At 43.8% G+C, this 26,635-nt stretch carries 25 protein-coding genes; all 25 read left to right on the forward strand.

Features of this window, described 5'->3' with window-relative positions:
* The first annotated feature begins 45 nt into the window (after positions 1-45).
* A complete protein-coding gene (gene bshC / locus M1K46_RS08455) occupies positions 46-1,674 on the forward strand; it encodes a bacillithiol biosynthesis cysteine-adding enzyme BshC (RefSeq protein WP_256225700.1) in 1,629 nt (542 codons plus the stop codon).
* Positions 1,675-1,806: 132 nt separating this feature from the next.
* On the forward strand, positions 1,807-2,238 hold the full coding sequence (gene mraZ, locus M1K46_RS08460; protein ID WP_062231616.1) for a division/cell wall cluster transcriptional repressor MraZ: 432 nt from the start codon (positions 1,807-1,809) through the stop codon (positions 2,236-2,238).
* Positions 2,239-2,283: 45 nt separating this feature from the next.
* Positions 2,284-3,216 carry a 16S rRNA (cytosine(1402)-N(4))-methyltransferase RsmH gene (rsmH, locus tag M1K46_RS08465; protein ID WP_256225701.1) on the forward strand — a complete coding sequence of 311 codons (933 nt, stop codon included), beginning with the start codon at positions 2,284-2,286 and terminating at the stop codon, positions 3,214-3,216.
* A 14-nt stretch (positions 3,217-3,230) separates the two neighbouring features.
* A complete protein-coding gene (gene ftsL, locus M1K46_RS08470; protein ID WP_053354586.1) occupies positions 3,231-3,599 on the forward strand; it encodes a cell division protein FtsL in 369 nt (122 codons plus the stop codon).
* Positions 3,600-3,615: 16 nt separating this feature from the next.
* A complete protein-coding gene (locus M1K46_RS08475; protein WP_256225703.1) occupies positions 3,616-5,781 on the forward strand; it encodes a penicillin-binding protein in 2,166 nt (721 codons plus the stop codon).
* An 86-nt stretch (positions 5,782-5,867) separates the two neighbouring features.
* Positions 5,868-7,796: a stage V sporulation protein D gene (locus M1K46_RS08480; protein ID WP_053354584.1), complete on the forward strand. Its 1,929-nt coding sequence runs from the start codon at positions 5,868-5,870 to the stop codon at positions 7,794-7,796.
* A gap of 87 nt (positions 7,797-7,883) precedes the next feature.
* The gene (locus tag M1K46_RS08485; protein WP_256225704.1) at positions 7,884-9,350 is read left to right on the forward strand and encodes a UDP-N-acetylmuramoyl-L-alanyl-D-glutamate--2,6-diaminopimelate ligase; all 1,467 of its coding nucleotides are present in this window, start codon (positions 7,884-7,886) and stop codon (positions 9,348-9,350) included.
* A 2-nt stretch (positions 9,351-9,352) separates the two neighbouring features.
* Positions 9,353-10,735, forward strand: a complete 1,383-nt coding sequence (locus tag M1K46_RS08490) for a UDP-N-acetylmuramoyl-tripeptide--D-alanyl-D-alanine ligase (RefSeq protein ID WP_256225705.1) — start codon at positions 9,353-9,355, stop codon at positions 10,733-10,735.
* Complete coding sequence (gene mraY, locus M1K46_RS08495; RefSeq protein ID WP_053354581.1) at positions 10,732-11,706, forward strand: phospho-N-acetylmuramoyl-pentapeptide-transferase; 975 nt, start codon at positions 10,732-10,734, stop codon at positions 11,704-11,706. The genes M1K46_RS08490 and mraY overlap by 4 nt, the downstream gene beginning before the upstream one ends.
* 1 nt (position 11,707) lies before the next feature.
* A complete protein-coding gene (gene murD, locus M1K46_RS08500; RefSeq protein ID WP_256225706.1) occupies positions 11,708-13,060 on the forward strand; it encodes a UDP-N-acetylmuramoyl-L-alanine--D-glutamate ligase in 1,353 nt (450 codons plus the stop codon).
* Between the two features lie 56 nt (positions 13,061-13,116).
* Complete coding sequence (spoVE, locus tag M1K46_RS08505; protein WP_053358283.1) at positions 13,117-14,217, forward strand: stage V sporulation protein E; 1,101 nt, start codon at positions 13,117-13,119, stop codon at positions 14,215-14,217.
* Between the two features lie 155 nt (positions 14,218-14,372).
* Positions 14,373-15,476, forward strand: a complete 1,104-nt coding sequence (gene murG / locus M1K46_RS08510) for an undecaprenyldiphospho-muramoylpentapeptide beta-N-acetylglucosaminyltransferase (protein ID WP_053354579.1) — start codon at positions 14,373-14,375, stop codon at positions 15,474-15,476.
* Between the two features lie 45 nt (positions 15,477-15,521).
* Entirely contained in the window at positions 15,522-16,430 is a 909-nt protein-coding gene (murB, locus tag M1K46_RS08515) for a UDP-N-acetylmuramate dehydrogenase (RefSeq protein WP_256225708.1), read from the forward strand.
* Positions 16,431-16,594: 164 nt separating this feature from the next.
* Complete coding sequence (locus M1K46_RS08520) at positions 16,595-17,374, forward strand: cell division protein FtsQ/DivIB (protein ID WP_256225709.1); 780 nt, start codon at positions 16,595-16,597, stop codon at positions 17,372-17,374.
* Positions 17,358-18,050, forward strand: a complete 693-nt coding sequence (locus tag M1K46_RS08525) for a DUF881 domain-containing protein (protein WP_231689121.1) — start codon at positions 17,358-17,360, stop codon at positions 18,048-18,050. The genes M1K46_RS08520 and M1K46_RS08525 overlap by 17 nt, the downstream gene beginning before the upstream one ends.
* 5 nt (positions 18,051-18,055) lie before the next feature.
* Positions 18,056-18,748, forward strand: a complete 693-nt coding sequence (locus M1K46_RS08530) for a DUF881 domain-containing protein (protein WP_053358282.1) — start codon at positions 18,056-18,058, stop codon at positions 18,746-18,748.
* Entirely contained in the window at positions 18,748-19,101 is a 354-nt protein-coding gene (locus tag M1K46_RS08535) for a small basic family protein (protein WP_053354575.1), read from the forward strand. Before M1K46_RS08530 ends, M1K46_RS08535 begins: the two co-directional genes overlap by 1 nt.
* 150 nt (positions 19,102-19,251) lie before the next feature.
* Positions 19,252-20,532 carry a cell division protein FtsA gene (gene ftsA, locus M1K46_RS08540; protein WP_091005330.1) on the forward strand — a complete coding sequence of 427 codons (1,281 nt, stop codon included), beginning with the start codon at positions 19,252-19,254 and terminating at the stop codon, positions 20,530-20,532.
* 35 nt (positions 20,533-20,567) lie between these two features.
* Complete coding sequence (ftsZ, locus tag M1K46_RS08545; RefSeq protein ID WP_053354573.1) at positions 20,568-21,719, forward strand: cell division protein FtsZ; 1,152 nt, start codon at positions 20,568-20,570, stop codon at positions 21,717-21,719.
* Between the two features lie 207 nt (positions 21,720-21,926).
* Entirely contained in the window at positions 21,927-22,853 is a 927-nt protein-coding gene (spoIIGA, locus tag M1K46_RS08550; protein ID WP_256225710.1) for a sigma-E processing peptidase SpoIIGA, read from the forward strand.
* Positions 22,854-22,878: 25 nt separating this feature from the next.
* Positions 22,879-23,598, forward strand: coding sequence for an RNA polymerase sporulation sigma factor SigE (gene sigE, locus M1K46_RS08555; protein WP_053354571.1), 720 nt, complete (start codon positions 22,879-22,881; stop codon positions 23,596-23,598).
* 258 nt (positions 23,599-23,856) lie between these two features.
* Positions 23,857-24,639, forward strand: coding sequence for an RNA polymerase sporulation sigma factor SigG (gene sigG, locus M1K46_RS08560; protein WP_062231643.1), 783 nt, complete (start codon positions 23,857-23,859; stop codon positions 24,637-24,639).
* Between the two features lie 89 nt (positions 24,640-24,728).
* Positions 24,729-25,016: a YlmC/YmxH family sporulation protein gene (locus M1K46_RS08565; RefSeq protein ID WP_053354569.1), complete on the forward strand. Its 288-nt coding sequence runs from the start codon at positions 24,729-24,731 to the stop codon at positions 25,014-25,016.
* A 104-nt stretch (positions 25,017-25,120) separates the two neighbouring features.
* On the forward strand, positions 25,121-25,990 hold the full coding sequence (gene pgeF / locus M1K46_RS08570; protein ID WP_091005337.1) for a peptidoglycan editing factor PgeF: 870 nt from the start codon (positions 25,121-25,123) through the stop codon (positions 25,988-25,990).
* Positions 25,953-26,630: a YggS family pyridoxal phosphate-dependent enzyme gene (locus M1K46_RS08575; protein ID WP_062231648.1), complete on the forward strand. Its 678-nt coding sequence runs from the start codon at positions 25,953-25,955 to the stop codon at positions 26,628-26,630. Before pgeF ends, M1K46_RS08575 begins: the two co-directional genes overlap by 38 nt.
* Positions 26,631-26,635: the final 5 nt, after the last annotated feature.

The raw sequence follows: 26,635 nt of genomic DNA on the forward strand, positions 1-26,635 counted from the left end.
TATACTCTATAAGCAGTTGTATACATAGAGAAAGGACGTACTTATATGAGGATCGATGAATTCCCTCTTCAAGATAAAAACCAAATAGCCGCATCATATTCAGCTGCTGATCCTTCAGTGGAAAACCTCTATGATTACAATGGGTTTACTGCTGAAATGATGGAACAACGGATTTCGGATATCGGCAGCAGAGAGTATGAACGTGAAAAATTGGCGAATTATCTTTCTGATTATAATTTTCAATTTTCCTGTTCAAAACAAACCTTAACCAACATCGAAAAACTAAGAAACCCTAAAAGTGCAGCAGTGATCGGCGGACAACAGGCGGGATTGCTTACCGGCCCGCTGTTAACCATATACAAATGCATCAGCATTATACAATTTGCCTGTATTCAGGAACGGCAGCTGGGTGTTCCTGTCGTTCCTGTCTTTTGGATTGCTGGTGAAGACCATGATTATGATGAGATCAATCATGTGAATGTCGAACGGAACGGAGGCCCTAAAAAACGCTCCCTTCCACCGGTTAGCCCGTTAAAGACTTCTGCAACCTTAATGGAGTGGGATAGCGTGATGGCGGCGGAGTGGGCTGAATCTGTTTTTAGGGAGTTTGGAGAAACGGAATTCACAAAAGAAGTACTTTCAAAAGTAAAAGAGATCTTCAAATCTTCTAAAACAGCGGTTCATTCGTTTGCTCAATTTATTACAGATCTATTTGGTGAATACGGTTTGGTTTTAGTGGACTCTGGGGAACCGCATTTTAAGCGGCTTCAGACAGAAACCTTGGAAAAAATGATTCTTCGCAACATAGAGGTGGATGAGGCTTTTGCTGCTGGCATCGGACAATTAACCGGTCGAGGGTTTTCTGCCCCGGTAGAGCTTCAAGAGAACAACGCCCACTTGTTTATCTATCATAATGAAGAAAGACTGCTGTTATTTCGGGATGATAGCGGTAACTTCCTCACGAAAAATGAGGAAGTAACCATCACCTCAGAACAGCTCATGGCTAATGCCAAAGAAAAGCCGGAACTCTTCAGCAATAATGTTGTGACCAGACCTGTCATGCAAGAAAGCCTGTTTCCTGTCTTGGCATTTATCGCAGGATCGGGCGAGATTGCCTACTGGTCTGCACTTAAAGAAGTATTTCATCTTTTTGGCTTTAAGATGCCGCCTCTAGTACCCAGGCTTTCCATGACCATCGTAACTGGAAAGAATGAAAAACAGCTGAAAGAAACAGGGTTGAAAGTGGAGGATGTTCTGCGGGAAGGAACCGAAGTACACAAACAGTCTTGGTATGAAAGCCATAAACCAATCGATACGAAAGGTGTCTATACGGAGACATTGACCAAGATCGAGGCGGCTTATACAGAACTGAAAATGCTGGCGCTCACTATTGATCCTTCTCTTAAGAGGCTTACGGACATAAATCTAAACAGAATCAAGAATGAAGTTGATTATCTGCATACAAAAATGGAGCGGTCCATGAAAAAGGAATTAATGGAGCCTCTTGCTTTGTTCGATCATCTGCAGTGCGATCTCGCTCCGGATGGTGTGCTTCAGGAGAGAGTTTGGAATGCTTTTTCATATATTAACCGCTATGGAACAGATTGGATTAAACAGCTAACAGAGCAGCCTCTTGAATTCAATGGCAAGCATAAACTTGTATATGTACGTTAAATTAAAAACGAAATAAAAAGATAAAAAAATCCTGCCCTACAGCAGGATTCTTTTTTTTGTTAGCGAATAATTTGTTAGTGGTGAAAAGTGGGGCAATGTGGTAGAGTTAGGGTAGAAAGTGGGGGATGTCCTATGTTCATGGGTGAATATCAGCATAACATCGATGAAAAAGGACGTATGATCATTCCCGCTAAATTTCGTGAAAACCTTGGTTCGACCTTTATCCTAACCCGTGGGATGGACAAATGCGTATTCGGTTATCCTCTTGAAGAATGGAAAGTGATCGAGGAGAAATTGAAGAGTTTGCCATTCACAAAAAAAGATGCAAGAGCTTTCACCCGCTTCTTCTTTTCCGGTGCAGCAGAATGCCAATTGGACAAACAGGGGAGAGTAAACGTGGCACCTCAGCTTAGAGAGTACGCCAACCTCGAAAAAGATTGCGTAGTGATAGGTGTTTCGAATAGAATTGAAATTTGGAGCAAATCAATTTGGGAAGAATACTTCGCAGCTTCAGAGGAATCCTTCGGTGAAATCGCTGAAAGCCTCATGGATTTTGATTTGTAGCCAAATGAAAAACTCTCTGACTTTATACACAGGAAGGAATACATCATGTTTGACCATATTACCGTACTTAAAGAAGAAGCCGTTAATGCCTTAGATGTGAAACCGGATGGAATTTACGTTGACTGTACACTTGGAGGAGCAGGCCACAGCCGACTCATACTCTCAAAACTGACATCAGGCCACCTGTATGCTTTTGACCAAGATGACACGGCCATTGAACATGCAAAAGCTGCCCTTAAGGAATATGAAGGAACTTTCACCATTATTAAAAGCAATTTCCGTTACATTAAAGAAGAGCTTTATAATCGTGGGATTGAGAAAGTAGATGGAATTTTATTCGACCTGGGTGTATCCTCGCCGCAGTTGGATGAAGCAGATCGGGGATTCAGCTATCAGCACGATGCGCCGCTAGATATGAGGATGGATCAGACGGCTCAGCTGTCTGCCCATGAAGTAGTTAATGAGTGGCCTTATGAGAAGCTAGTGAAAATTATTTTTCAGTATGGAGAAGAGAAGTTCGCTAAGCAGATCGCAAGAAAAATTGAAGCTGCCAGGAAAGATCGGACGATTGACACAACTGGAGAACTTGTGGACCTGATCAAGGATGCCATACCTGCACCAGCCAGGAGAGCTGGCGGGCATCCAGCCAAAAGAACGTTCCAAGCCATCCGAATCGCAGTCAATGATGAATTGAATGCGTTCGAAGAAGCATTGGAGGATTCTATAGAGCTGCTTTCGATCGGCGGAAGACTTAGCATCATTACCTTCCATTCACTGGAAGACAGAGCCTGCAAAACGATCATTAAAAAGCACAGTACCGGACCGTCCCTGCCTCCAGGTTTGCCGATCATACCCGAAGAATTTTTGCCGGTATTAAAAAACATAACAAGGAAGCCGATACTACCACGTGAAGAGGAAATTGAAGTTAATAGGAGATCACGATCGGCCAAACTGCGCATAGCAGAAAAACAAAAATAAAGGAGAGTTATGGGTTGAGTAATTTAGCGTATCAAACACAGAGACAGTATCAGCAAGAATCAAAACAAAAATATGTCCAGCAACAAGCACAACCGAGAATCAGAACCCCACGAATAACAAAAGGAGAAAAGTTCCTTTGGGTTTTTGCCTCCCTTATGCTTATTGCAGGCGCCATTTTCATGGTGTCAAACTACGCCTCAATCTATAAAGTGAACTCCAGCATCGAATCCGTTCAAAGTTCGATCAACTACGAAAATAAAGTAGTGGATGATTACAAACAGCAGGTCACAGAACTAAGTGCACCCGACCGCATTCTTAAAATTGCAAAAGAAAAGCTAGGGATGACGCTTAACGATAAAAACGTAAAAGTGCTTGAAAATTAAGGCGGAGTATTGAACTATGGAAAATAAGTTTAAATTTAATTGGGGAGCAGGGGTTATCATGTTAGTTTTCAGCCTGCTCTTTTTTGTGTTGATAGGAAGATTTTTTTACATCGCGTATACGAAACACATTGAAAATGTTGATTTAAAAGCCTATGCAGAAGAAAAATGGACGAGGCACAAAACCCTTGATGCCAACAGGGGGACAATCTTTGACCGCCACGGGCAGGCAATCGCCAAAGATATTCCATCCTATACTGTAACAGCCACACTTGACAAGAAGTATCCGACCCATATTAAGGATCCTGCAGCGGCTGCTTCCAAGCTGGCAGGTGTCCTGGATGCAGATGAAGGGACGATCGAAGAAGCGCTGAGCAAAAAGAAATTGTTTGAGGTCCAAGTTCCCGGCGGCAGAAAGATCAGCCACAGCGATAAAGAAAAAATAGAAAAGATGAAAATAGACGGTATTGATTTTCGGCCGGAAACGAAACGATATTATCCAAACCAAACGTTTGCTCCTTACGTGATCGGCTATACGAATGAGCAGGGGGAAAATGAAATATCTGGGGCTTTCGGTCTTGAGAAAACGCTTGATAAATACTTAAAAGAAACAAACGGAAGCCTGTCGTTCAAGAGTGATACGAAAGGCGTAAAGCTTCCGGATCCAGGAGAAAAGATCAAGAAACCGAAGAACGGTTCCAATGTATACTTAACTCTCGATGAGAAAATCCAAATGGTGCTCGAACAGTCGATGGATAAGGCGAACAAAAAATATAAGCCTGAAAAGATTATCGGTATTGTAGCCGATCCGAAAACGGGCAGGATATTGGCCATGAGCAACCGGCCGGCTTTTAATCCGAACAAGCGGAACATTAAAGACTTTACGAACCTTGCCATCTCAGATCCTTACGAGCCAGGATCTACGATGAAAATCTTTACATTGGCGGCTGCGATCCAAGAAGGGGTGTACAATGGCAATGAAACTTATAAATCAGGCCAATACAAGATTCCCCACAACCGGCCGATCAGCGATCATAACAAAGTTGGCTGGGGAACGATCACCTTCAATGAAGGGGTTCAAAACTCTTCCAACGTGCTATTCTCCAAGCTTGCGAGAGAGAAGCTAGGCTATGACCGGCTTTTAAATTACTTGAAAAAGTTCGGCCTGGATCGTCCAACCGGCATTGATCTGCCGAATGAAAAATCCGGAAGAATCCTCTACAACTATGAGATTGAAAAACTCACCACCGCATTCGGACAGGGGACAACAGTAACACCAATCCAGCAGATCCAGGCGGCAACAGCAATAGCGAACGGCGGTAAAATGATGAAGCCGTATGTGATTGACAAAGTGGTGGATCCCTCCGACAAAAAAGTGCTGCTGCAGCACAAACCGGAAGTGGCAGGAAGACCGATTTCAGAAAAAACATCAAAAGAAGTCCGCGATATTTTAGAGACCGTTGTGACGAAAGGAACAGGAAAGCCTTATCAGATCAAAGGGTACTCTGTCGCTGGCAAAACAGGTACAGCACAGGTGGTAGATAAAGAGACTGGAAGATATGCTCACGGATGGGGACAAAATGTTTTTTCTTTCATGGGTATGGCTCCTAAAGACGATCCTAAGCTGCTCGTCTATGTCGCTGTTGACCGCCCTCATTTAAAGAATAATGAGCTCGGATCTTACCCGGTGTCAGACGTCTTCACTACAGTTATGAAAAACAGCCTTCAATACTTGAACATTGAACCTGAAGATGAAAAAGAAACAAAAAGAAAAATTTCCGACAGTTCAATCAAAATCGATGATTACAGCGGTGAGGAGTCTGCAAAAGCTGAAGATGAACTGAAACAGAAAGGGATGAAAGTGCTGACCCTTGGAAGCGGAAACCAAGTCATCTCCCAGCAGCCCTCTGCCTCTTCAGGACTGCTTCCTGGAGAGAGGGTCATCCTTCGGACAGAAGGTGATGTACAGATGCCGGACCTTACCGGATGGTCTTTGACAGATGTCCTGAAATTTTCGAAGATCATGGACATCGACGCCTCCGTAGAAGGTTCAGGTTTTGCATCGAAACAGAGTTTGAAAAAAGGATCGGTAATCAAAGATAAAGATTACCTGACAGTCGAGTTTGAAAAGCCTCAGATGCCTTCCGTGAATCTCAGCGATGAAAGCGGAGGCGGAACAGAATAGATTGGCGGAATGGCACACTGCCATTCCGTTCTAATCGCCTATGTACAAGCATATATTGAAACGAGCCATGTGGAGGAGGTAATCATGTGCGTGTTTCAAATGTGACGGTACGTAGGCGGTTAATTTTTGTTCTTACCTTTGGGCTGATCTTCTTTTTTATCATTGGAGTCAGGCTTGGTTATGTACAGTTTGTAATCGGAGACTGGCTGACAGGCAAAGCACTTGACTCATGGAGCCGGAATATTCCGTTTGAACCGCAGAGGGGTGAAATTCTGGATCGGAACAATGTGCCGCTGGCAACCAATATCAGTGCGCCTACTGTCTTTGTGATACCAAGGCAGATCAGCGATCCTGTTCAAACGTCTGAAAAATTAGCAGCCGTGCTGGATATTTCCCAGCTTGATGTATATAAAAAAATCACCAAGAAATCTTCCATCATCCGTCTGGACCAAGGCGGCAGGAAGATCAGCAATGAAAAAGCGAATCAAGTCCGTGAGCTAAACCTGCCTGGTATCTTTATTGCTGAAGACAGCAAGAGGCACTATCCTTTCGGCAGCTATCTCTCCCATGTGTTGGGTTTTGCCGGGATCGACAACCAGGGGCTTATGGGACTGGAGCTCTATTATGATAAACAGCTAAAAGGAACAAAAGGACATGTTTCGTTCTTTTCTGATGCGAGGGGACGTAGAATGCCCTCGTTATCGGATGATTATGAGCGGCCAAAGGATGGTTATAACCTCAAACTGACCATTGACTCAAAAGTACAGACCATCATCGAACGCGAACTGGACATCGCGCAGGCGAAATACAATCCTGATGGAGCAGTAGCCATTGCGATGAACCCGAATACCGGTGAGATCCTTGGCATGTCAAGCCGGCCTGACTTTGATCCCGAAGAATACCGCCGTGTTGCGCCGGAAGTGTATAACCGAAATCTGCCGGTATGGGCAAACTATGAACCCGGTTCAACATTTAAGATCATTACGCTGGCAGCGGCCCTGGAAGAAAATAAAGTTGATCTCGAGCACGACCACTTTCATGATCCTGGATCTATTGAAGTTGGCGGCAGGAAACTGCGCTGCTGGAAAAGGGGAGGACATGGCAGCCAATCCTTCTTGGAAGGAGTTCAGAACTCATGCAACCCTGGATTTGTTATTCTCGGGCAGCGTCTTGGCAAAGAAAAACTGTTCTCCTACATTCAAAAGTTTGGATTTGGCCAGAAAACGGGTATCGACCTTCAAGGAGAGGGAACAGGAATATTGTTTAACCTGAAGAACGTAGGGCCGCTCGAGCTCGCAACGACCGCGTTCGGCCAGGGGGTTTCAGTTACGCCGATCCAGCAGGTTGCAGCGGTATCCGCTGCGATTAACGGTGGTTATCTGTATGAGCCATACATTGCCAAGGAACTGGTTGATCCAGCGACCGGGAAAACGGTGAGCAGGCAGACGCCAAAACTAAAACGGCGTGTCATATCAGAGAAAACATCAAAAGAAGTCCGGCATGCACTTGAGACCGTTGTGGCACAAGGTACTGGCGGCAATGCGTTTGTAGATGGCTATCGTGTAGGCGGAAAAACAGGGACAGCACAAAAAGCTAAGAATGGAAAATATCTTCAGAACAATCATATTGTATCGTTTATCGGTATGGCTCCTGCAGATGATCCGCAGATCGTTGTTTACGTTGCGGTCGACAACCCGAAAGACACCATTCAATTCGGAGGTGTAGTTGCTGCGCCGATGGTTGGAAAGATTGTGGATGACTCCTTACGAGCGATGGGGGTAGAGAAGCGGAAGAACCAGATCGAAAAGAAAAAAACGTGGCAGGATCAGGAGCTGATCAAAGTGCCCAATCTTGTAGGCAAGTCGACGAAAGAAATCAAAGGCTTGCTCTATGATTTGAAAATCCAAAGCTCCGGACGAGGGCAATATGTAGTAAAGCAAGCACCGGAACCTGGAGTTAAACTAAAGCCGGGTTCAGTTATTCGCCTGTTTTTGGGTGACAAACCGGATAGGTAGGATTAAAATAGACTTGAATGCTAATAGCCAGGCGATAGCCTTGGCTTCTTTTTCTGATGTGAACTCTTGTAGAAAGGTCTTGATAATGTGGAACTAAAGACACTAGTAAATCATTTATTAAACTATAAAACAGATCATGAAACGAACGCTGAAATTACTTCGATTGAAATGGACTCCAGAGCAGCAGGACCGGGAAGTCTGTTTGTCTGCATCAAAGGGTTTACCGTAGACGGTCACGACTATGCCGGGCAGGCTGTAAAAAACGGAGCAGCTGCAGTATTGGCTGAAAAACCTCTGGAGGGCATTGATTCGGTGCCCGTCATTTTAGTGAACGATACCAAAAGGGCGATGGCGGTGCTCGCGAATGTATTTTACGATTACCCAACAAGTAAACTGCATCTGATCGGGGTCACCGGAACGAACGGTAAAACGACCACTTCTCATCTGATCGAGCAGATTTTTTCAGATGCTGGGAAACGAACGGGCATGATAGGCACCATCGATATGAAAATAAATGGAGTCAGCCATAAAGTATCCAACACCACCCCGGAATCTCTTTTTCTTCAAAAAGCGTTTAAAGAGATGAATGATCAGGGCGTGGAGAGTGCAGTCATGGAAGTTTCCTCCCATGCCCTGGATATGGGCAGGGTCAGGGGCTGCGATTATGACATCGCTGTGTTCACGAATTTTACCCAGGACCATTTGGACTATCATAAAGATATGGAGACGTATTTAAGAGCTAAAGGGCTTCTGTTCGCTCAGCTCGGTAATACATACGCCGGGAATAAGGAAAAGATCGCCATCCTTAACAGGGATGACGAGGCTTCAAAAGAGTTCGAAAAAATGACAGCCGCCCAAATATTAACGTACGGTATTGAACAAAAAAGCGATATTATGGCGAAGGATATTAAGGTGACTGGAAAAGGAACCTCCTTTACTCTTGTAACGCCGTTAGAAGAGAGGCCTGTTTCCATAAAACTAGTCGGTAAATTTTCAGTATACAACGTACTTGCTGCGATTTCAGCTACGCTTTTATCCGGTATTCCGATTGACTCTATTGTCAAAACCATGGAAAATATGAATGGTGTACCGGGGCGGTTTGAAACGGTTGATGCTGGCCAAAGCTTTACGGTAATCGTTGACTATGCCCATACACCTGATAGCCTCGAGAATGCACTTACAACCGTGAATGAATTTGCCGTTGGAAAAGTGATTTCTGTAGTAGGCTGCGGAGGAGACCGTGACCGGACTAAAAGGCCGCTGATGGCAAAGATTGCAGCAGAGCATTCGGATGTTGCCATCTTTACTTCCGATAATCCCAGGACAGAAGATCCCCTTGCGATACTTGAGGATATGAAAGAAGGCGTTCAGGGCTACGAATACATCATTAAGCCAGACCGAAAAGATGCGATCATCTACGCGGTAGAAATCGCAGATGACAATGACATTATCCTGGTTGCCGGAAAAGGGCATGAAACCTACCAAATTATCGGAAAAGACGTTCTGGATTTTGATGACCGGAAAGTAGCTGCAGAAGCGATTGGAGCGAAATAGCAATGAAATTGGATTTAAAAGAATTAACAGGGATAGCTGTATCGACTACTGGAAACATTGAGAATACAGTGATTCATGAGGTAACCAAAGATTCAAGGCAATCTTCTCCGCAATCGCTGTACATCCCAATCTCTGGAGAGAAATTCGATGGACATCGTTTTTTAATGCAGGCCATTGAGCAGGGAGCTGTAGCCTCCCTTTGGAAAGAAGGTACACCCCTGCCAGAGGGGCTCGAAAGCTCGTTCCCTCTCCTTTATGTAAAAGATACGGTGGAATCTCTTCAGCAGATGGCTAAGCTTTATTTAAGGAAAATAAAGCCGGTCGTTATTGCTGTAACTGGTTCCAATGGGAAAACGACGACTAAGGATCTGCTGGAAGCTGTTGTTTCCACGAGTTTTAAAACCCATAAAACACAAGGCAACTACAATAACCATATCGGCCTGCCTCTGACGATCCTGTCCATGGAAAACGACACTGAGGTTATCATTCTTGAAATGGGAATGAGCAATTTCGGAGAGATCTCATTACTTAGCAGATTGTCTGAACCTGATCTGGCGATTGTAACAAATATTGGAGAATCACATATCGAGTACCTCGGAAGCAGAGAAGGCATCGCAAAAGCTAAACTTGAGATTAAAGACGGCCTTAAAGAAAGCGGGCTGCTCATTGTTGATGGAGATGAACCTCTTCTTCAGCATCTGTCATCACCCCATATATTAAAATGTGGCTATGGTGAAGATTGCACGGTGAAGATCGTGAATCAAGATGGTGATGAGGATGGCTTCACATTCGAGCTTGAAGGAGAGAACATGGTTTATTCTCTTCCGCTGCTCGGTACTCATAATGTTAAAAATGCAGCATATGCTATCGCAGTCGGCCATTATTTGAACATTGAGGACAGCGCGATCAATGAGGGTTTGAAAAACCTGAAGCTGACCAACATGAGGCTGGAAAAATACCGCGGCTTGAATGGGGCGCTGCTGATCAATGACGCATATAATGCCAGCCCTACAAGCATGGCGGCTGCTATAGAAGCTGTTAAAGGACTGCAGAATTATAAAAGAAAAGCCGTTGTACTGGGAGATATGTATGAACTTGGTCCGACGGAAGAAAAGATGCACCGTGGCGTAGCAGAGTACATTGATGCTGAAATCACAGATGTTATCGCCATCGGAGAAAAAGGAAAGTGGATCGGCGAGGAAGTATTAAAAAAGGGTAAACCTGGGCTAAACGTCTCCATTTTCAACAAAAAAGAAGAGGCGTCTGATGCGATTCGCTCTCTGCTCTCGAAGGACACGGCAGTTCTGTTTAAAGCATCACGCGGGATGGCGCTGGAGACCATCATTAAACCATTTATTGAGGATGTTCAGGAGGCAGGGAAATGATTGAACAAGTATTACTATTTACACTTCTTGCTTCTTTTCTAATTGCTGTTTTAAGCTCGCCATTTTTCATACCATTCTTACGAAGATTAAAGTTCGGGCAAAGCATTCGGGAAGAAGGGCCGAAATCTCATCAGAAGAAGTCGGGTACACCAACAATGGGAGGCATTATTATTATCGTCGCCCTTTCGCTGGCTGCGTATATTATGACTTTTAAATTCATTGGAATGAAGACGGAGACGTATTTGCTTCTTCTTGTAACAGTAGGTTACGGGATCGTAGGTTTTCTGGATGACTTTATCAAAGTCGTAAAAAAGAGGAATCTAGGGCTCACTTCCAGACAAAAGCTGGTAGGACAGCTGGTTATTGCCGCAATCTTCTACATTGGACTTATTAAAACAGGTTTTTCAACAGAGATCAGTGTACCAGGGACGGATTTTTCCTTTGATGTTGGCTGGTTTTATCCCGTTCTTGTCGTCGTCATGCTGATAGGAGCTTCTAACGCGGTGAACCTAACGGATGGTCTCGATGGACTTCTTGCGGGAACAGCCGCCATTGCTTTTGGGGCATTCGCGGTTCTTGCTTCCAACCTCCACCACTATGAAACTGCGTTGTTCTCAGTAGCTGTTGTCGGGGGCGTTCTCGGCTTTTTAGTTTTCAATGCCCATCCGGCAAAAGTTTTTATGGGTGATACAGGGTCGCTCGCTCTAGGGGGAGCCATAAGTGCTATTGCCATCATTTTGAAACTGGAACTTCTGCTTGTGATCATTGGCGGTGTGTTCGTTATCGAAACATTGTCGGTTATGCTTCAGGTTGCGTCATTTAAGACGAGAGGAAAACGAATCTTTAAGATGAGTCCTCTTCACCACCACTATGAACTCAGCGGCTGGTCGGAATGGAGAATCGTTGTAACCTTCTGGGGTGTCGGATTGTTATTCGCTGCCCTTGGAATCTATTTAGAGGTGTGGGTATAAAATGAACGATATGAAAAATTTTCAAGGAAAACATGTACTAGTTCTCGGCTTGGCTAAAAGCGGATTCGCTGCTGCCAAGCTGCTTAAGACTTATGGTGCGAACGTCGTCGTGAACGATCGAACGCCGATGGAAGAGAATGAACAAGCAAGAAAACTTTCAAGTGAAGGCTATGAAGTAGTCTGCGGGGATCATCCATTATCCTTATTGGACCGTCCGACAGACTTTGTTGTGAAAAATCCCGGAATTCCTTATACCAATCCGATTGTCAGTGAGGCGGTTAAACGCGGCATTCCTGTCATCACCGAGGTAGAAATCGCCGGAAAGGTATCCCGTGCTGAGATGATTGCCATTACGGGATCTAACGGAAAGACTACGACGACCACCCTGGTGGGAGAGATGCTAAAAAACAGCGGACGCAAACCTGTAGTTGCAGGCAACATCGGAACGGTTCTGTCTGAAGTGGCAGACAGGTCAAACGAATCAGATATTATTGTTGCAGAATTGTCAAGTTTTCAATTGATGGGAACACAGTCGTATGCACCAAGAATCGCAGTTCTTCTTAATATTTTTGAGGCGCACCTGGATTATCACGGTTCACTTGCAGAGTATGCAGCAGCAAAGGGAAGGATTTTTGCCAACCAGAAAGAGAAAGACTTCGCGGTTTATAACGCGGATGACCTGAGAGTTTGTGAATTGGCTCAAAGCACAAAAGCGGTGAAGGTTCCCTTTTCTGTGACGAAAGAATACCATGATGGGGCTTACATAAAAGATGGAAGCCTTTATTTTAGAGAAGAGAAAATCATCTCTTTGAGAGATATTGTTCTTCCTGGGCAGCACAACCTTGAGAATATTCTTGCCGCTGTTGCCGCTTCGAAGCTAGCTGGAGCGAATAATGAACAGATTCAGGAAACGTTAAATACATTTACCGGTGTCAAGCACCGCCTGCAGTACGTAGCGGAGGTCAACGGCAGGAAATTTTATAACGATTCAAAAGCTACCAATATACTGGCTACCCAAAAAGCCATTTCTGCGTTTGAGCAAAAAATTATTCTTCTTGCCGGCGGATTGGACAGAGGGAACGAATTTGATGATTTGATCCCGCAGCTGAAACAAGTGAAGTCGATTATTTTATTTGGCCAAACAGCGCCTAAGCTGCAGCGAGCTGCAAAAGACGCCGGAATAGAAGATATTAAACTTGTTGATAATGTGGAGGAAGCCGTTCCTGCCGCATATCAGAATTCTTCTGAAGGCGATATTATCCTTCTATCCCCGGCTTGCGCGAGCTGGGACCAGTTTAAAACTTTTGAACAAAGAGGGGACATCTTTATCAACTCTGTGCATAAACTTAAGTAGAGTTTGTACATGCTGGTTTTGGAACGAGCAAATACAGAAGAGTTGAGGTGTTTCTTTTGCCTGCGACACGAACAACACCGGATATTATTTTAATTGGCACGACATTGCTTCTATTATCCATAGGAATTATTATGGTTTACAGCGCCAGTGCGGATTGGGCACTTGTAAAGTTCAACGATCCGTTCTTCTTCGCTAAACGGCAGCTTCTTTTTGCCGGAGTCGGAGTGGCAGCTATGTTTTTTATTATGAATGTCAATTATATGACCTGGCGTACTTGGGCAAAGATCCTCTTAGTCATATGTTTTGTTTTGCTGGTAGGCGTGCTCATCCCAGGAGTGGGAATGGTGCGGGGGGGCGCAAGAAGCTGGATTGGAGTGGGAGCCTTTTCCATCCAGCCCTCAGAATTTATGAAACTTGCAATGATTACTTTTCTGGCTAAATATTTAGCAGAACATCAAAAAAAGATAACGTCCTTTAAGAAGGGCTTGCTGCCCACATTAGGCCTTGTTATGCTGGCGTTCGCGATGATCATGCTGCAGCCCGATCTCGGTACAGGTTCTGTCATGGTAGGAACGAGCATCGTTATGATCTTTGTAGCCGGTGCAAGAATCTCCCACTTTGTAGGACTAGGGTTCGTCGGGCTTGTGGGATTCGCCGGTCTGATCATATCAGCCCCATACCGGATTAAGCGGATTACCTCCTTTTTGGATCCATGGAGTGACGAGCTTGGAAGCGGATTTCAGATCATTCAATCTCTGTATTCATTGGGTCCCGGCGGATTGATGGGGCTCGGACTTGGTGAGAGCAGACAAAAGTTTGGTTACCTTCCAGAACCACAGACGGACTTTATCTTTGCGATTCTATCAGAGGAGCTTGGATTTATTGGCGGTGCATTGGTCTTGCTGCTTTTTAGCATCCTTCTGTGGAGGGGAGTCAGAATTGCACTCGGCGCGCCTGATTTGTTCGGAAGCTTTCTGGCAATTGGTATTATTGGAATGGTTGCTATTCAAGTAATGATTAACATCGGAGTAGTCACAGGTCTTATGCCGGTCACAGGGATCACTCTTCCACTGATCAGCTATGGGGGATCATCACTGACTCTCATGCTTGCATCGATCGGGGTTCTGCTGAACATCAGCCGATATGCCAAGTATTAAGCAGCGTCTTACATGCTGAATTTTATGGACAAAGAAGTGAAACAGCTGGAAGTACAGTGTCCTCACAGCGGTTTTAGCTTATTTGTCTCTCGCATGCCCTGTCAGTGTGGTGACAGGGTTTGTATTATTTTTAATCAGTTTTACGGAGGTGCTTTATGAGAATTGTGTTAAGCGGCGGAGGTACGGGAGGACATATTTATCCTGCTCTTGCGCTTGCAAATGAGATTAAGAAACTTCATCCGGATGCGGAGATTTTATATATCGGTACAGAAAAAGGGCTTGAGAGCAAGCTCGTTCCGAGGGAAAACATCCCTTTTAAAAGTATTCATATTACAGGCTTTAAAAGAAGTCTTTCAATGGAAAACGCAAAAACGGTCATGCGTTTTTTAAAAGGTGTTTCCCGCTGCAAGAAAATCATGAAGGAATTTAAGCCGGACGTTGTAGTGGGCACAGGAGGATATGTTTGCGGACCAGTCGTATATGCGGCGAGCAGCCTGAAGATTCCTTCGCTGATCCATGAACAGAACAGTGTCCCAGGCCTGACAAACAAGTTTCTTAGCAAGTATGTTAAGAAAATTGCGATCTCATTTGAAGAGAGCGCAAGTTATTTTCCTCAGGAAAAAGTTGTTTTCACTGGGAATCCCAGAGCTTCTGAGGTCATTGGAACTGACGGTGCAAAAGGAAGACAATCATTGAACCTCGATCCGGAGAAGAAGACAGTATTGATTGTAGGGGGAAGCCGGGGAGCCCGCCCAATCAATGAAGCGTTTCTGGATGTGCTTACAGAAGCAGAGAAGAAGAGCTATCAATTCGTCTATGTTACAGGTGACGTGCATCATGAGAACGTCCTGAAGGCGGTCAGCCAGTCAGGAAGCCCGGCGAATGTGACCATTGTTCCTTTTGTTCACAACATGCCCGAACTTCTTGCAGGTGTTGACCTTGTGGTTGCGCGGGCAGGGGCCACATCTATCGCGGAATTGACGGCGCTTGGAATTCCTAGTATTTTAATACCGAGCCCATACGTGACCAATAATCATCAGGAAAAGAACGCGAGAGCTCTTGAACAGAACGGAGCGGCTGTTGTGATTCTTGAAAAAGATATGAATGGTTCATTGCTTCTTGAAGAAGTGGACAATATCTTGCTTAACCAGGAGAACTGGGAACGAATGCACCAGGCCTCAAAAGAACTGGGTATGCCAGGGGCTGCAGCGAATGTGGTAAAGCTGATGGAAAATATTAAACATACTTCTGCGAAATAATATAAAATATGATAATAGATTTTGTGTGATATAGGGGGGATTTTTTTGAATAAACTGGCAGATCAACTGCGGAATGAAAACTTAGGTAAAGTTTTGGAAAATGAGCCGCTGAAAAACCATACTACATTAAAAATCGGAGGGCCTGCAGATCTTTTTTTTGAGCCGAACAATACAGACTCTCTTAAAAAAGCAATGGAATACATTAAAGCAGCAGGTGTACCTTTCCGTCCGATCGGCCGAGGATCAAACTTGCTCGTATCGGATAAAGGAATCGAAGGAGTCGTCATAAAGCTAGGTGACGGTCTAGACAGCCTTGAACAAAATGGGGGCGAGTTTAGGATTGGAGGGGGGTATTCCCTCGTCAAACTGGCTACCGTTCTATCCCGCGAAGGATACTCAGGACTTGAATTTTCCGCAGGAATTCCAGGATCTCTCGGCGGAGCCGTATTCATGAACGCCGGAGCTCATGGATCAGACATGTCAAATATCTTGAAAGAAGCATTGGTCCTCTTTCCGGATGGGGAGTTGAAATGGCTCACCAATGAAGAAATGGAGTTCTCTTATCGTACCTCAGTACTACAGAAAACCGGCGGGATCTGCGTGGAAGCCGTTCTGCTTCTTGAAAAAGGCGACAGAGAAACCATAATGGCTGAACTGAAAAAGAATAAGGACTACCGCAGAAATACACAGCCTTGGAACTATCCATGCTGCGGCAGCGTATTTAGGAATCCTCTTCCGAATTATGCGGGCCAGCTTATTGAATCCTCTGGTTTAAAAGGAACAACTGTCGGGGGTGCACAGATCTCTGACATGCATGCTAACTTTATTGTAAACACTGGAAATGCCAAAGCGAAAGATGTCCTGGATCTGATCTCGCTGATCCAGAAAAAGATCAAAGAACTGCACAATATCGATATCGAGACCGAAGTGGAGATAATCGGCAGAAAAAGCTAAAAAATGCCACATCGTTCACGTTAACTTATGTTATAATTTAATAGACATAAATCGGACTGGATGGTTCCTTTTGGAGAAGGAGAATAGCTTGCAGAGCTGTTTTCCTTTCTCTTTACATATGAAGGATGGTATTCAGTTATTTGTATTTACACGGGGGAAAGGAAATGGACAAGGAAAAAGTTGTTACGATTGAAGACCGCATTCCCAAATTAAAAACGCAGCGCAAACAAAAAACAAACAGAAGAATGATTATTTACTTGTCCCTTTTCTTTTTGCTGATATTGGTATTTGTCTATTTCCAATCCAGTTTCAGTGACATAAAAAAGATAACCGTGAGCGGGAACGAAAACATCAGCGACCAAGCCATTATTAAAGCGGCGAAAATCAGCCCTCACACCTCTTTTCTGAACCTGTCGGATGAAGACATTCAAAAAGGCATACTAAAAATGGGGGAGATCTCCTCTGTTGATGTACATAAAAAGTTCTACAATCATCTCATCATAGAAGTGAAGGAATTTCATAGAGTAGGCTATCTGAAGGAAAATGGAAAATATTATCCTGTTCTCGAAAGCGGGAAACTCCTTGCTGGTATGAAAAAGGGCTCGTTGCCAGTAAACGCACCAATCATCACAGACTGGAAGGACCGGAAGCTCTTGAAACCTATGGCGAAGGAACTCGGCAAGCTGACGAAAGGGATCACCCACCGTATTTCTGAGATTCAATTAGATACTGAAAGCAAGGACGGCAATCGAATCATTCTTTATATGACAGACGGTTACGAAGTCAGGTCCTCGATCACCCATTTTGCCAGAAAAATGGAGGCTTACCCATCCATCGTACAGCAGCTGGGACCTCATCAAAAAGGGGTTATCAATATGGATGTCAGCACGTATTTCCATGAATTCGGCAAAGAGGAGGCACCTAAGAGTGAAACCGACAGGTAAGTATGTTTTCTTTTCGATCATCATGCTCGTGACAGGCTTTTTTCTATCGTACTCCTATCAAATTACGAAAAAGGAAGCAGCGACTCATGAAACGAACAGCCAGTGGAAACAAGAGGATGGTTTGAGAAGCGGTATATTGAGAACCCAAAAGACTAACCGGAAATTGAACGGGGAATTAAAAAAAATTCAGCTTCAAATTCAAAAAAGAGAAAACAAACTAGCGGATCAGGAGAAGAAATCCTATAACTTAGTTGAAGACCTGAAAAAAATGAGGAAAGTAGTTGGAAGCGTTAAAGTTAAGGGTCCAGGAATTGAAGTAACCCTCTCGGACTCATCTTATGTTCCAGATGGTGAGAATCCCAATAATTATATTGTTCATGAAGAGCACATTCGAAGCGTGATCTACGAAATGCTTGTTTCAGGAGCGGAAGCTGTTGCTGTTAACGGACAAAGGATTTCCCACAGCAGCTATATCACATGCGTGGGTCCGGTCGTCAGCGTAGACGGCAATCAATATCCAGCTCCTTTTACCATTACAGCGATCGGAGATAAGTCAATAATGGAAAAATCGTTGAATTTATCTGTAGTCAGTGATCTCGTCAATGATGGCATTGAAGTTAGAGTAGCGACAAAGGATGGAATTACGATGGATCCTTATTTAAGCAAAGAGGGATGAGCCAATTGAACAACAAAAGAAAAGCAATATTCGCCGGCGTTGCCTGCATTCTGGGCGTAATGCTGGCCATTCAGTTTCAGACAACCAACAATCCCATAACGAGAGACACAAGAGATACGTGGGAACTCCGTGCGGACTTGGAAAAAGAGAAACAGCGCCAGCAGGATCTAAACAATGAAATCAAAAAGTATCAGGATCTTTTAGATGATTATGAACAATCACGAAAGAAGGAAAAAACAGAGGCGATGGAAAAAGCGCTTAATGACTTAAAAGAGGCGGCAGGTTTGACAGAAGTGAGCGGACAAGGAATTCTGATCACCATCGAACCCTTTAATGAAGGAGAAGCGCCAAAACTCTATCCGGAATTGATCAGAAGGCTGATCAATGAACTGAACAGATATGAAGCAAAGGATATTTCAGTGGATGGCCAGCGAATCATCTCGACTACACCGATCAGGGAAGTCAATGGCGAAACCTACATAAATAACCAGCCGCTCGGCTCGTTTCCTATTGAAATCAAAGTATTATCAGATGATGCCCAAAAACTTCAAAATAAAATTATTGCTTCGCAATCTGCGGAAGATTTTGTGAGGGAGAACCTATACATTGATTCTAAGCCACAAAACCAGCTGACACTGCCCGCTTACGATAAACCCATCCGTGTAAAATACATGAAGCAGGCAAAGGAGGAATTATAATGTGGCTGCCGGTCTTGGCTTTAATCATTGGTCTGGTTTTGGGTTTTTTATCTGAAATACGGATTCCTTATGAATATACAAACTACCTTTCTATCGCTGTTCTGGCAGCGCTTGACACGTTGTTCGGAGGAATTCGGGCCCACATGCAAGGGAATTTCGAGGATAAGGTATTTATCAGCGGGTTTTTCTTTAATATTCTGCTTGCTGCAGGCCTTGCCTATCTAGGGGTACATCTTGGAATTGATTTATATTTGGCGGCAATATTTGCTTTTGGCGTCAGATTGTTTAATAATATAGCTGTCATTCGCCGGCTTATTATTTCAAAATGGAGCAAATCTAGAAAAAACAGTTAATTTTCTTAAAAACTTAAGAAAAAAAAGAGGGAATAATCCTTGTTTGTGGAATTTATTCCTTAATTAACCCACTCGTATACCGATATAATTACATAACGGATAGACGAATAGTATATAACGGACATTTTAAACTCAAGGAGGTGCCAAAGAATGAACAGCAACGAGATTTATGTAAGTTTAGACATCGGTACATCCAATATTAAAGTTATCATTGGAGAAATGACCAGTGAATCCTTTAATGTAATTGGTGTAGGTCACTCAAAATCTGCAGGAATAAAAAAAGGATCTATTGTTGATATCGATGAAACTGTTCGTTCCATAAAAAAAGCGGTTGAACAGGCAGAACGAATGCTTGGTATACCGGTTAATGCAGTAATTGTAGGTGTGAAAGGAAATCATATTCAGCTTCAGCCATGCCATGGTGTAGTTGCTGTTTCCAGTGAAGACCGTGAAATTGGGGATGAAGACATTGCACGCGTGATTGATGCTGCTCAAGTAGTTTCAATTCCTCCTGAACGGGAAATTATTGATGTCATACCTGGACAGTTTATTGTTGATGGAACCGATGAAATTATTGATCCGCGCGGTATGCTCGGAGTCAGGCTGGAAATGGAAGGAACGATCGTAACAGGATCTAAGACCATATTACATAATTTACTGCGTTGCGTGGAAAGAGCGGGGCTGCAAGTTGCTGATATCTGTCTTGAACCACTGGCTACTGCTTCAATAGCCCTTACCAGGGATGAGATGGACTTAGGAACAGCCTTAATCGATATCGGCGGAGGATCAACTACAGTGTCCGTATTTGATCAGGGAACAATGCAGATGACCACCGTTCTTCCATTCGGCGGAGAGTTCATTTCTAAAGACATATCTATCGGACTTCGAACGACTGCTGAAGATGCAGAAAAAATAAAGGTCAAGCATGGACATGCTTTTGTTGATCATGCATCAAAAGACGAAACGTTTTCTGTCGCTCAGATTGGATCCTCATCAGATCAGGAGATCAGTCAGTACGATCTGGCTCTTATTATTGAAGCCCGTATTGCTGAAATGCTCGAACTAGCTGACGAAGAGCTCATTCGAAGAGGCTATAGAGATCTGCCAGGAGGATTTGTGATAACCGGTGGTGTTGCCGCGATGCCTGGATTGCTGGAATTGGCACAGGAAATTTTCCAAAACAATGTCAGGGTCTCCCTGCCGGATTATATCGGCGTCAGAGAGCCGCAATATACGACAGGTATCGGCCTCATCCAATTTACGTACCGCAACATTAAGGTACAAGGAAAAGAGGTAGCTTCTGCCCTTACTGAGGGAGCAGAGGTCCAGCAAAGAAAGAAACAGCCTCAAGCGGCAAAGCAGCAAAGTGATAAAACCGCAGGCGGCATGAAATCCAAAATGAAAAATTGGTTTGGTTTATTTTTCGAATAAGAGACAGGTTTAACTAGTCATTAGGAGGAACGCTCATGTTAGAGTTTGATATGAACATGGATTCATTAGCTACAATTAAGGTCATTGGTGTCGGCGGCGGCGGAAGCAACGCTGTTAACCGCATGATTGAGCACGGTGTACAAGGAGTAGAATTTATTTGCGTGAATACTGACGCCCAGGCACTAAACCTTTCAAAGGCTCAGATTAAAATGCAGATCGGTTCAAAGCTTACTAGGGGATTGGGTGCAGGAGCCAACCCGGAAATTGGAAAAAAAGCGGCGGAAGAGAGCAGGGAACAGGTTGAAGAAGCCCTGCGCGGGGCCGATATGGTCTTTGTTACTGCCGGTATGGGCGGAGGAACTGGAACAGGTGCAGCTCCTGTAATCGCTGAAATCGCTAAGGAAATGGGAGCATTGACAGTAGGTGTTGTTACCCGTCCTTTCACGTTTGAAGGACGAAAACGTTCTACTCAAGCTGTTGGCGGAATCAGCGTATTCAAAGAAAAAGTAGATACATTGATTGTCATTCCAAATGACAGACTACTAGAAATCGTTGATAAAAACACTCCGATGCTTGAAGCTTTCCGTGAGGCAGATAACGTATTGCGACAAGGTGTACAAGGGATCTCTGACTTGATCGCTGTACCTGGATTGATCAACCTTGACTTTGCCGATGTTAAAACGATCATGACTGAAAAAGGTTCTGCTCTAATGGGTATTGGTATTGCCACTGGCGAAAACAGAGCAGCTGAGGCAGCACGAAAGGCCATTTCTTCACCATTGCTTGAAACTTCAATCGACGGTGCCAAGGGTGTCCTGATGAACATTACTGGAGGAGCCAACCTAAGCCTTTATGAAGTTAATGAAGCGGCAGATATTGTATCCTCTGCTTCAGATCCTGAAGTCAACATGATCTTCGGGTCTGTTATCAATGAAGATTTAAAAGATGAAATTCTGGTGACTGTTATTGCGACCGGTTTCGATGAAAGAGAAAACATGCAAGCCATGCAGGCACAGGCGCAGCGTCCAAAATTCCAGCAGCAGGCTCCAAAGGCTCCAACTAGCCAAGGAAACCAGCGTGAGGAAGTGACGAACGAAAACCGTCCGGCTCCGCCTTCACAATCCGATTCTGATACACTGGATATCCCTACTTTCCTTCGCAACCGCAACCGTAACCGAAGAAGATAACTAAGAAAAGCAGAAGCGCCAACAATACTTGCAAAACACCTTTCAGACTATGAAAGGTGTTTTTTTATGCCTTCAAAACAGTTTTTTGCAAGCAGTAGATTATGACAAAATCTCTTAAAATAAAAAGATATCTTGTCTCATAAATTGACAGACTTTATATTTCGCCTGTTTTATACTTGTTTCAACTCTAAAGAAAGGAGAAAACAAATGACACTTTATCTGGATGTCATTTGGTTTCTTAATTTTTGCATTGATTTTCTGCTGATTGTTTTAACCGGAATGGTGTTAAAACGCAAAATGCAAAAATGGAGACTGGCTGCGGGTTCTTTCATCGGATCTTCGTATGTTTTGCTGCTTTTCATTCCTACGGATATCAGCATGTATCATCCGCTCATCAAATTTGTTTTTTCCTTGATCATCATGGTCGTGTCATTTGGTTTTCAAAAATTTTCATACTTCGCTAAAAATGTTGGGATGTTTTATTTTGTAACGTTTGTCACAGGAGGGGGGCTTTTTGCGGCACATTATTTCTTACAGACAGATTTAACGATCATGCATGGTGTATTGGCGACCAAGAGTACAGGAAAGGGTGATCTTTTAAGCTGGGCGTTTGTCTGTATCGGCTTTCCGGCAGTATGGCTGTTTTCCAAAAGAAGAGTGGATGACATTAAAGTGCAGAAACTCCATTATACAGAATTGGTGGGGGTGGAAATCAGAATTGAGGATACATGCATACAAGCTGCCGGGCTGATTGACAGCGGAAACAAGCTGCATGACCCCATCACCAAGGTGCCTGTAATGATCCTTGACTTGAATATCCACGAAGAACACCTTCCACCGGAAATCATAGCGTTTTCTAAAGATATGGAGTCATTTAACGAAATTGGTGCCTCGGGGCATTCATGGGAATCACGCCTGCGGATTATTCCATTTCGTGCTGTGGGGAAAGACAGTGAATTTCTCCCGGCCATCAAGCCGGATGAAGTCGTAATCAAAAGCAAACAGGGGAACTTTTCATGTTCGAGAGTTCTTATCGGGTTAACATATACAGCATTATCAAGTGAAAATGCGTTTACCTGCATTGTGCATCCAGAAGTCATGTCAAAAGGTATCGAGAGCATAGCAGCCTCATAGAATAAGGAGAGGGGAGAATGGCAAAGTGAGAAAGCTTCGTCTGAAACTGACACTTCTTTGGTACAAACTGTTAATTAAGCTTGGGATCAAAACGGAGGAAATCCATTATATAGGCGGCCATGAGGCGCTTCCGCCTCCGCTGAGCAAGGAGGAAGAAGCTGTACTCCTTGAAAAGCTGCCATCCGGCGATAAGGCTGCTAAATCATTGCTCATCGAAAGGAATTTAAGGCTGGTCGTCTACATTGCAAGAAAATTTGAGAATACCGGGATCAATATAGAGGATTTAATCAGTATTGGTACGATCGGACTGATCAAAGCGGTAAACACGTTCAATCCTGAAAAGAAAATAAAACTGGCTACATATGCATCCCGATGCATTGAAAATGAAATCCTTATGTATTTGCGCAGAAATAACAAAACACGATCAGAAGTTTCTTTTGATGAACCGCTGAATGTTGACTGGGATGGAAATGAGCTCTTATTATCAGATGTCCTCGGGACAGAAGAGGATATTATTACACGCCGATTAGAGGCGAATGTCGATCGGAAATTGCTTTTGAAGGCTTTATTTACGTTAAATGACAGGGAGAAACAGATCATGGAGCTTAGATTTGGACTATCTGGAGGGGAAGAAAAGACCCAGAAAGATGTGGCTGATATGCTCGGGATATCTCAGTCCTATATCTCAAGATTGGAGAAGAGAATTATTAAACGGCTGCAAAAGGAATTTAATAAAATGGTCTGATTGGAGGCAGCAGCCTCTTTTTTTATTTGGCATTGAAATTTGGCATCGAATACTGATGGTTGAAACTCCTATAGCAGGGGGGAACAGCTGGCTTATACCCTTCTGCTTATTTTGAAAATAATTTCCAGTCAATTAAGCTATACTGCCGCATGATTTCCGGCATCCTGCTTTACTTCCTGAAGATGAAGCTACTGCATAAAAATTCCTGCCAGGGAAATACTGACTTTGACAAAAAACTCCCGGTAGGAGGGAAATCCATTGACCCGAAACAAAGTAGAGATCTGCGGAGTAGACACGTCTAAGCTTCCAGTATTAAAAAATCCCGAAATGCGTGAATTGTTCACAAAGATGCAGAACGGGGATCCTACTGCACGCGAAACGTTAGTAAACGGCAACCTGCGCTTAGTTCTCAGCGTTATCCAGAGATTTAACAACCGCGGGGAGTTTGTTGATGATTTATTTCAGGTCGGCTGTATTGGCCTAATGAAATCCATCGATAATTTTGACCTTGGTCAAAATGTAAAATTTTCCACGTATGCAGTTCCTATGATTATTGGAGAGATCAGAAGATATTTGCGGGACAACAACCCCATCCGGGTATCCCGTTCTCTGCGGGATATCGCTTACAAAGCGTTGCAGGTAAGAGACCAGCTTATGAATAAGCTTTCAAGGGAACCAACGGCACAGCAGATCGCTGAAGTGCTGGAGGTTCCTAAAGAAGAAGTGGTATTTGCACTGGATGCCATACAAGACCCCGTTTCTCTTTTTGAACCTATTTATAATGACGGCGGCGATCCGATCTACGTAATGGATCAGATAAGTGATGATAAGGCTAAAGATTTTCAGTGGATTGAAGAAATTGCCCTGAAAGAAGCAATGAGGCGCCTTAATGAAAGAGAAAAAATGATTCTGACGATGAGATTTTTTCAAGGCAAAACGCAGATGGAGGTCGCCGATGAGATTGGAATCTCACAAGCCCAGGTCTCGCGTCTGGAAAAAGCGGCCATCTCACAGATGAACAAAAATATACAGAGCAGCTAAAAAGACAACCCGCTGATAAAGCGGGTTGTTTGCTGTACATGATTTTACAAGCTCGCTCATATAGTTATTAAAAGAAGGGCGGGGATACGATGATGAAGATTTCTGACTTTCAGGTCAAGGACGTAGTAAATGTTGCGAACGGCAAAAAACTTGGACATATCGCTGATCTGGAGATTAATTTAAGCACGGGAAAGATAGAATCACTGATCATACCGGGGCCAGGAAAAATGCTCGGCTTTTTTGCAAGAGAAAGTGATATTGTCATTCCATGGAGAAATATCGTAAAGATCGGGACAGATGTCATTCTTGTCCGCTATATGGACGCTCAGGATTCAGGAGAATATATTAAAGAACCTTTTGATCAGCTGAAAAAGTAAATAGCATTATACGCTCAAGACTCATCTGTGATAAAATAAATAGCATAATAACCCAATATCCGTCTCAATTTGATAATACTTTTCACAGAAGGAAGTGTGCGGTTTTGAGAGCTGAACCATTTGTACAACAAGGCAGCATGTTTAAACTGGCTGACTGGATGAACCAGCATGCCGGATTAACAGCAGGCATCACGTCACGGCGTAATGGTTTTAGCAAGCATCCATATGAATCATTGAATTTAGGATTCCATGTCGGAGACAACCCGGAGGATGTTCTAAAAAACCGGCAGAGCGCAAGTGTTTCCATTGGAGCTGCTTTAGACCACTGGGTCGGAACTGAGCAGGTGCATCAGGCAGTCATAAAAAAAGTTACGCATGAGGATGCTGGAAAGGGCGCAAAAGATCTGGCAAGCGCGATTAAAGGCACCGATGGAATATATACATCAGAAGAAGACCTACTACTAACCTCACTTTACGCTGACTGTGTGCCGCTTTTCTTTTTGAGTCCCCAAAGCAAACTTGTCGGGCTTGCCCATGCAGGCTGGAAAGGTACAGTCGGCAAGATCGGAGCAAACATGGTTGATGAATGGGTGAAGGCTGAAGGTGTCAGGCCCGATGACATCATTGCAGCAATCGGCCCATCGATCGGATGCTGCTGCTATGAGGTAGATGAATTTGTTATCAAGCAAGTCAACAAGGCGCTTCCGGCTGATACAGCAAATTTTCCATACCGTCAGATAGACGAGACGCATTATTTGCTGGATTTGCGGGAAGTAAATAAGAGGATCCTGATTCAGGCAGGCATGAAAGAGGAAAATATTGTTGAAACTTCTTATTGCACCAGCTGCAATAATAAACAATTTTTTTCTCATCGCAAGGAACTTGGAAAAACCGGCAGGATCATGAGCTATATCGGGCGTTTGAAAGGAGCAGAACGTGAATATCCAGCAAAATCTTTCAGTCATCCAAACTAATATTTCTGAAGCTTGCAAGAAAAAAAACAGAAAACCAGAGGACGTTAAAATTATTGCCGTGACGAAATATGTGAGTACTGAAACGGCTGTGGATGCAGTGAAATCTGGCGTTGAGCACATCGGTGAAAACCGTCCGGAAGGCCTCAAGGAAAAGTATGAGGTTCTTGGTGATGATGTGACGTGGCATTTTATTGGTTCTCTTCAGTCCAGAAAAGTTAAGGAAATTCTCCCTTACGTTGACTATATTCATTCATTGGACAGGCTTTCGCTTGCTAAGGAGATCGATAAGAGGGCAGACCGTGTCATCAATTGTTTTGTTCAAGTCAATGTCTCCGGAGAAGAAACAAAACATGGGTTGTCGGCTGAAAAAACTCTATCATATGTCGATAATATGAAAGAGTTTCCAAACATCCGGATCGTAGGGCTGATGACCATGGCTCCTCATACAGAAGATGAGGAAACCCTTCGTTCTGTTTTTTCAACACTTAAACAGCTGCAAAATGACATACAGGCGAAGCATTACGAATTTGCGCCATGCACTGAGCTTTCCATGGGAATGTCTAATGATTATGAAATAGCTGTCCAGGAAGGAGCAACGTTCGTCAGAATTGGGACCAGCCTGGTCGGCAAAGAATTTTAGGAGGT

Origin of the sequence: Fictibacillus sp. WQ 8-8 (genome assembly GCF_024494405.1) — a bacterium.
GTDB classification, from domain to species: Bacteria; Bacillota; Bacilli; order Bacillales; family Fictibacillaceae; genus Fictibacillus_C; species Fictibacillus_C marinisediminis.

What these genes read in the sequence shown, in the direction of transcription:
- bshC (WP_256225700.1), top strand. Translation starts at nt 46, where the DNA reads ATGAGGATCGATGAATTCCCTCTTCAAGATAAAAACCAAATAGCCGCA.
- mraZ (WP_062231616.1), top strand. Translation starts at nt 1,807, where the DNA reads ATGTTCATGGGTGAATATCAGCATAACATCGATGAAAAAGGACGTATG.
- rsmH (WP_256225701.1), top strand. Translation starts at nt 2,284, where the DNA reads ATGTTTGACCATATTACCGTACTTAAAGAAGAAGCCGTTAATGCCTTA.
- M1K46_RS08475 (WP_256225703.1), top strand. Translation starts at nt 3,616, where the DNA reads ATGGAAAATAAGTTTAAATTTAATTGGGGAGCAGGGGTTATCATGTTA.
- M1K46_RS08490 (WP_256225705.1), top strand. Translation starts at nt 9,353, where the DNA reads ATGAAATTGGATTTAAAAGAATTAACAGGGATAGCTGTATCGACTACT.
- mraY (WP_053354581.1), top strand. Translation starts at nt 10,732, where the DNA reads ATGATTGAACAAGTATTACTATTTACACTTCTTGCTTCTTTTCTAATT.
- murD (WP_256225706.1), top strand. Translation starts at nt 11,708, where the DNA reads ATGAACGATATGAAAAATTTTCAAGGAAAACATGTACTAGTTCTCGGC.
- murG (WP_053354579.1), top strand. Translation starts at nt 14,373, where the DNA reads ATGAGAATTGTGTTAAGCGGCGGAGGTACGGGAGGACATATTTATCCT.
- M1K46_RS08520 (WP_256225709.1), top strand. Translation starts at nt 16,595, where the DNA reads ATGGACAAGGAAAAAGTTGTTACGATTGAAGACCGCATTCCCAAATTA.
- M1K46_RS08535 (WP_053354575.1), top strand. Translation starts at nt 18,748, where the DNA reads ATGTGGCTGCCGGTCTTGGCTTTAATCATTGGTCTGGTTTTGGGTTTT.
- ftsA (WP_091005330.1), top strand. Translation starts at nt 19,252, where the DNA reads ATGAACAGCAACGAGATTTATGTAAGTTTAGACATCGGTACATCCAAT.
- ftsZ (WP_053354573.1), top strand. Translation starts at nt 20,568, where the DNA reads ATGTTAGAGTTTGATATGAACATGGATTCATTAGCTACAATTAAGGTC.
- spoIIGA (WP_256225710.1), top strand. Translation starts at nt 21,927, where the DNA reads ATGACACTTTATCTGGATGTCATTTGGTTTCTTAATTTTTGCATTGAT.
- M1K46_RS08565 (WP_053354569.1), top strand. Translation starts at nt 24,729, where the DNA reads ATGATGAAGATTTCTGACTTTCAGGTCAAGGACGTAGTAAATGTTGCG.